Origin of the sequence: Streptomyces sp. NPDC086077, from assembly GCF_040686175.1 — a bacterium.
GTDB lineage: Bacteria > Actinomycetota > Actinomycetes > Streptomycetales > Streptomycetaceae > Streptomyces.
In genome coordinates this window covers 1-4,874 of record NZ_JBFBJT010000272.1, presented here as the reverse complement: position 1 = coordinate 4,874, position 4,874 = coordinate 1, and the positions used below count along the sequence as shown (strand labels likewise).

Below are 4,874 nucleotides of genomic sequence, written 5' to 3'. Positions count from 1 at the left end.
CGGGGGTGTGTGGACCTCCATCCTGCCCTTTTCGGCCATAAGTCGGCAGTAAGGCGGGGAAGCGGCAGCTGGGGCGGAGCGCGGGCCGACCTTGGCGATCATGGCGTCGGCTCCCCCTGTGGGGCGCGCGAGAAACGGGCGCCGGATCCGGGAATGAGAGATTTCCTCTTCCGGTTGAGGTTTCTGCGGGAGGGACCGGGGGGAGGACGGTTTACACCCCGCGATCACGCTCTGCTTGTGCCGCAGCACCATGCGGTACGCCGCGGTCCGCTTCCGCAGAGTGGGCGTGGGTGTCCGGCACCGTCGCCGCCCGGCAGGGCAGCGCTGGGCACCCAAGGGAGACGTGATCGCCCCTTCCGAACGGCACACCCCCGTGCCACCGACCCACGACCCAGGACGAGGGGGCGCAGCATGGACGCATTCACCGCAGGACTTCTGCAGCGCATAAGGGCTACCGAGTCCGACCTGACGCGGGCCCGGGACGAGGGCGACGACTTCCTCGTCGACGTGGAGCAGGGCGAGCTCGACGACCTGCGCCGTCTCGCGGCCGAACACGGTGTGGAAGTCGGCGCGACCAGCGTCTGACCCAGCACGACAGCGGGCCCCCGGCGAGTCCAGCGCCGGGGGCCCGCTGTGCTGTGGTGAGCCGTGGGACCGGCCCGCAGCCCAGCCCTCAGTCGTGCCAGGCGCCGAAATCCTCCAGGAGCCGCTGGAGGGGCTCGAAGACGCCAGGGGTACCCGCGACCGTCAGATCGGGTGACAGGGGCTCTGACGGGCGTCCCCCGGTCAGGGCGCCCGCCTCCCGGGCGATGAGGTCACCCGCCGCGTAGTCCCAGGCGTTGAGTCCGCGCTCGTAGTAGCCGTCGAGGCGGCCCGCGGCGACGTCGCACAGGTCGACGGCGGCGGAACCGCTGCGCCGGATGTCCCGGACCAGCGGGATCAGCTTCCGGGCGACCTCGGCCTGATGGGCGCGGACCGCGGTGACGTAGTTGAAGCCCGTGGAGACCAGGGCCTGCTCCAGGGGTGCGGACGGCCGGCAGGCCAACCTGCGCTCGCCGTCCCAGGCCCCGGTGGCCCAGGCCCCACCGCCGCGCACCGCGTGGTACGTCTCGCCGCGCATCGGCGCCGCGACCACCGCGGCCACGGTCTCGCCGTCCTGCTCGGCCGCGATGGACACGGCCCAGGTGGGCAGCCCGTAGAGGTAGTTCACCGTGCCGTCGAGCGGGTCGATCACCCAGCGGACACCGCTGCTGCCCTCGCTGGAGGCGCCCTCCTCGCCGAGGAAACCGTCGTCGGGGCGGCGGTCGGAGATCAGATCGGTGATCAGCTTCTCGGCCGCGATGTCCATCTCGGTCACCACGTCGATCGGGCTGGACTTGGTGGCCGCCACCGCCAGGTCGGCCGGGCGGCCGTCGCGCAGCAGTGCACCGGCGCGCCGGGCGGCCTCCTGGGCGAGCGCGAGCAGTTCCGGATGGCGGGCGTCGGTCACGTCGCTCCTCATGCGTAGGGGCTGTCGGCGCCCGCGGCGGCGGGACGCGGGGCGCGGGCCGGGCAGCAGCCCACCGGGCAGAGGTCGTGGCTCGCGCCCAGCGCGCCCAGGGCGCACCGCGTGACCTCCTGGCCTCGCTCGGCCGCGGCCCGCTCCCGGACGAGGTCGCGGATCGCGGCGGCGAACCTCGGGTCGGCGCCCACGGTGGCCGAGCGGCGCACCGCCAGGCCCAGCTCCTCGGCCTTGGCCTTGGCCTCCGTGTCGAGGTCGTAGAGGACCTCCATGTGGTCGGAGACGAAGCCGATGGGGGCCATCACGACGGCCGGGACGCCCGCCGCGTGCCGCTCCTCCAGGTGGTCGCAGATGTCGGGCTCCAGCCACGGGATGTGCGGGGCGCCGGAGCGCGACTGGTAGACGAGTTGCCAGGGGTGGTCGACACCCGTGCGCTCGCGTACGGCGTCGGCGATCAGCCCGGCGACGTCCAGGTGCTGCCGGACGTAGGCCCCGCCGTCCCCGTGCTCCTCGACCGGGCCGGAGGTGTCCGCGGCCGAGAGGGGGATGGAGTGGGTGGTGAACGCGAGGTGCGCGCCGTCCCGGACCTCTTCGGGCAGGGAGGCGAGGGACTGGAGCACGCCCTCCACCATGGGCTCCACGAAGCCGGGGTGGTTGAAGTAGTGCCGCAGCTTGTCGATCTTCGGCAGGTCCAGGCCCTCGGCGTGGAGAGCGGCCAGCGAGTCGGCGAGGTTCTCGCGGTACTGTCGGCAGCCCGAGTACGAGGCGTAGGCGCTCGTGGCCAGGACCAGGATGCGGCGGCGGCCGTCACGGACCATCCCGCGCAGGGTGTCCGTGAGGTACGGCGCCCAGTTGCGGTTGCCCCAGTAGACCGGCAGATCCAGGTCGTGGTCCGCGAAGTCCTTGCGCAGGGCGTCCAGCAGGGCGCGGTTCTGGTCGTTGATCGGGCTGACCCCGCCGAACAGGAAGTAGTGCCGGCCGACTTCCTTGAGGCGTTCCTTGGGGATGCCGCGCCCACGCGTCACGTTCTCCAGGAACGGGACCACGTCGTCCGGCCCCTCCGGGCCGCCGAAGGAGAGCAGGAGCAGGGCGTCGTAGGGGGTGGCATCGAGCGCGTCTGGCATGCCTCCGATCCTGCCACCCGGCACCGACAGTGCTGCAACGGGCGGGTGCCGCACGGGTAGGAGGCCACACCCGCGGGTGCATCAGGGTCACCTGATTCGTAAGCTGTATCCGCCGACTTCGCGCCTTACCCACCAGTACGAGCCGTGCCGCGCCCTCTTGCAGCGGCATCGGCCCGTCGCCGTCCCTTCCGAGCCGCCCGGAGACCCAGTGCCCAGCCCGTACCGCGCCCTCTTCGCCGCCCCCGGCTCCAAGGGCTTCTCCGCCGCGGGATTCCTCGGCCGGATGCCCCTGTCGATGATGGGCATCGGCGTGGTCACGATGATCTCCCAGCTCACCGGGCGCTACGGGCTGGCGGGCGCCCTGTCGGCCACCATCGCGCTGTCGGCGGCGGTGGCGGGCCCCCAGGTCTCGCGGCTGGTCGACCAGTACGGGCAGCGGCGCGTGCTGCGCCCGGCGACCCTGCTGGCGCTGGGCGCGGGGGCCGTTCTGCTGCTCGCCGCGCACCACAGGTGGCCGGACTGGGTGCTGTTCGTGTCCTGCGTGGGCATCGGCTGCGTGCCCAGCGTCGGCGCGATGATCCGGGCCCGCTGGGCTGCCCTGTACCGGGGGACCCCGCAACTGCACACCGCGTACTCCTTCGAGTCCGTGGTGGACGAGATCTGCTTCATCTTCGGGCCGATCCTCTCGATCGGCCTGTCCACCGCCTGGTTCCCGGAGGCCGGCCCGCTGCTGGCGGCCTGCTTCCTCGCGGTCGGCGTCTTCTGGCTGACCGCGCAACGGGCCACCGAGCCCGCCCCGCATCCGCGCGAGCGGCGCGGCGGCGGCTCCGCCCTGCGCTCCCCCGGCCTCCAGGTCCTGGTGAGCACCTTCGTGGCCACCGGCGCGATCTTCGGGTCGGTGGACGTCGTGACCGTGGCCTTCGCCGACGAACAGGGCCACAAGGCGGCGGCCAGTGTCGTCCTCGCGGTCTACGCGCTGGGCTCCTGCGTGGCGGGCGCCGTTTTCGGGCTGCTGCACTTCAAGGGAGCGCCCGAACCCCGGTGGCTGCTGGGCGTGTGTGCGATGGCCGTGAGTATGATCCCCCTCCTACTGGTCGGAAACTTGCCGTTTCTGGCCGTGGCGCTCTTCGTCGCGGGCCTGTCCATCGCTCCCACGATGATCACGACGATGTCCCTGATCGAAGAGCACGTACCACGCGCGCAACTGACCGAGGGCATGACCTGGGTGAGCACCGGGCTCGCGGTGGGGGTCGCGCTCGGCTCCTCCGTGGCCGGCTGGGTGATCGACGCCGCCGGTGCGCGCGCCGGGTACGGGGTTCCGGCGGTGTCCGGGGCCGTCGCGGTCGCGGTCGGTTTCCTCGGGTACCGCCGGCTCAAGCGGCCGGCTGCGGGTCGGGGAGGCACCGTTGAGCAGCACAGCGAGCGGGAAGAACGGCACGTGGCGTAACTGGGGCGGCAATGTCGCCGCCCGCCCGGCACGGGCGGTCACGCCCGCCTCCGTGGAGGAGCTCACCGAGGCGGTACGGCGGGCGGCGGAGGAGGGCCTGACGGTGAAGGCCGTCGGCAGTGGACACTCCTTCACCTCCATAGCGGCGACGGACGGCGTGTTGATCCGGCCTCAACTGTTGACGGGGATCCGCGACATCGACCGGGAGGCAGGCACCGTCACGGTGGAGGCCGGCACCCCGCTCAAGAGGCTCAACCTCGCCCTCGCGCGTGAAGGGCTGTCGCTGACCAACATGGGCGACATCATGGAGCAGACGGTCTCCGGGGCCACCAGTACCGGCACGCACGGCACCGGCCGCGACTCCGCCTCGATCGCCGCTCAGATCCGGGGCCTGGAGCTGGTCACCGCCGACGGCTCGGTGCTCACCTGCTCCGAGAAGGGGACCGAGGAGGAGCGAGCCGTCTTCGCGGCCGCCCGGATCGGCCTCGGCGCCCTGGGCATCGTCACCGCGATCACCTTCGCCGTCGAGCCGATCTTCCTGCTCACCGCGCGTGAGGAGCCGATGACCTTCGACCGGGTCACCGAGTCCTTCGACGAACTCTGGGCCGAGAACGAGCACTTCGAGTTCTACTGGTTCCCCCACACTGGTAACACCAACACCAAGCGCAACAACCGCAGTCCGGGCCCGGAGCGCCCGGTGGGGCAGGTCAAGGGCTGGTTCGAGGACGAGTTCCTCTCCAACGGGCTGTTTCAGGTGGCCAACTGGGTCGGTCGCGCCGCGCCGGCGAGCATCCCGGCGATC

The 4,874-nt window shown here is 72.1% G+C and carries 5 protein-coding genes; 3 read left to right on the top strand and 2 right to left on the bottom strand.

The window, feature by feature from the left end; genetic code table 11:
- Nucleotides 1–411: 411 nt before the first annotated feature.
- A complete protein-coding gene (locus tag AB0O67_RS36625) occupies nt 412–585 on the top strand; it encodes a hypothetical protein (RefSeq protein WP_365460207.1) in 174 nt (57 codons plus the stop codon).
- A gap of 88 nt (nt 586–673) precedes the next feature.
- Here AB0O67_RS36625 and AB0O67_RS36620 read toward each other — a convergent pair whose 3' ends face one another.
- Both AB0O67_RS36620 and AB0O67_RS36615 read right to left on the bottom strand, forming a co-directional pair.
- Nucleotides 674–1,489 carry an inositol monophosphatase family protein gene (locus AB0O67_RS36620; RefSeq protein WP_365460204.1) on the bottom strand — a complete coding sequence of 272 codons (816 nt, stop codon included), beginning with the start codon at nt 1,487–1,489 and terminating at the stop codon, nt 674–676.
- A gap of 8 nt (nt 1,490–1,497) precedes the next feature.
- Nucleotides 1,498–2,625, bottom strand: coding sequence for a ferrochelatase (locus tag AB0O67_RS36615; protein ID WP_365460201.1), 1,128 nt, complete (start codon nt 2,623–2,625; stop codon nt 1,498–1,500).
- A 208-nt stretch (nt 2,626–2,833) separates the two neighbouring features.
- On the opposite strand from AB0O67_RS36615, the gene AB0O67_RS36610 reads away from it, so the two are divergent.
- On the top strand, nt 2,834–4,072 hold the full coding sequence (locus tag AB0O67_RS36610) for an MFS transporter (RefSeq protein ID WP_365460198.1): 1,239 nt from the start codon (nt 2,834–2,836) through the stop codon (nt 4,070–4,072).
- Nucleotides 4,032–4,874, top strand: an 843-nt coding sequence (locus AB0O67_RS36605) for an FAD-binding protein (RefSeq protein WP_365460195.1), incomplete at its 3' end; no start/stop codon positions are given. The genes AB0O67_RS36610 and AB0O67_RS36605, both read left to right, overlap by 41 nt.

Coding starts and splice junctions, on each gene's coding strand:
- AB0O67_RS36625 (WP_365460207.1), top strand. CDS start 412: ATGGACGCATTCACCGCAGGACTTCTGCAGCGCATAAGGGCTACCGAG.
- AB0O67_RS36615 (WP_365460201.1), bottom strand. CDS start 2,625: ATGCCAGACGCGCTCGATGCCACCCCCTACGACGCCCTGCTCCTGCTC.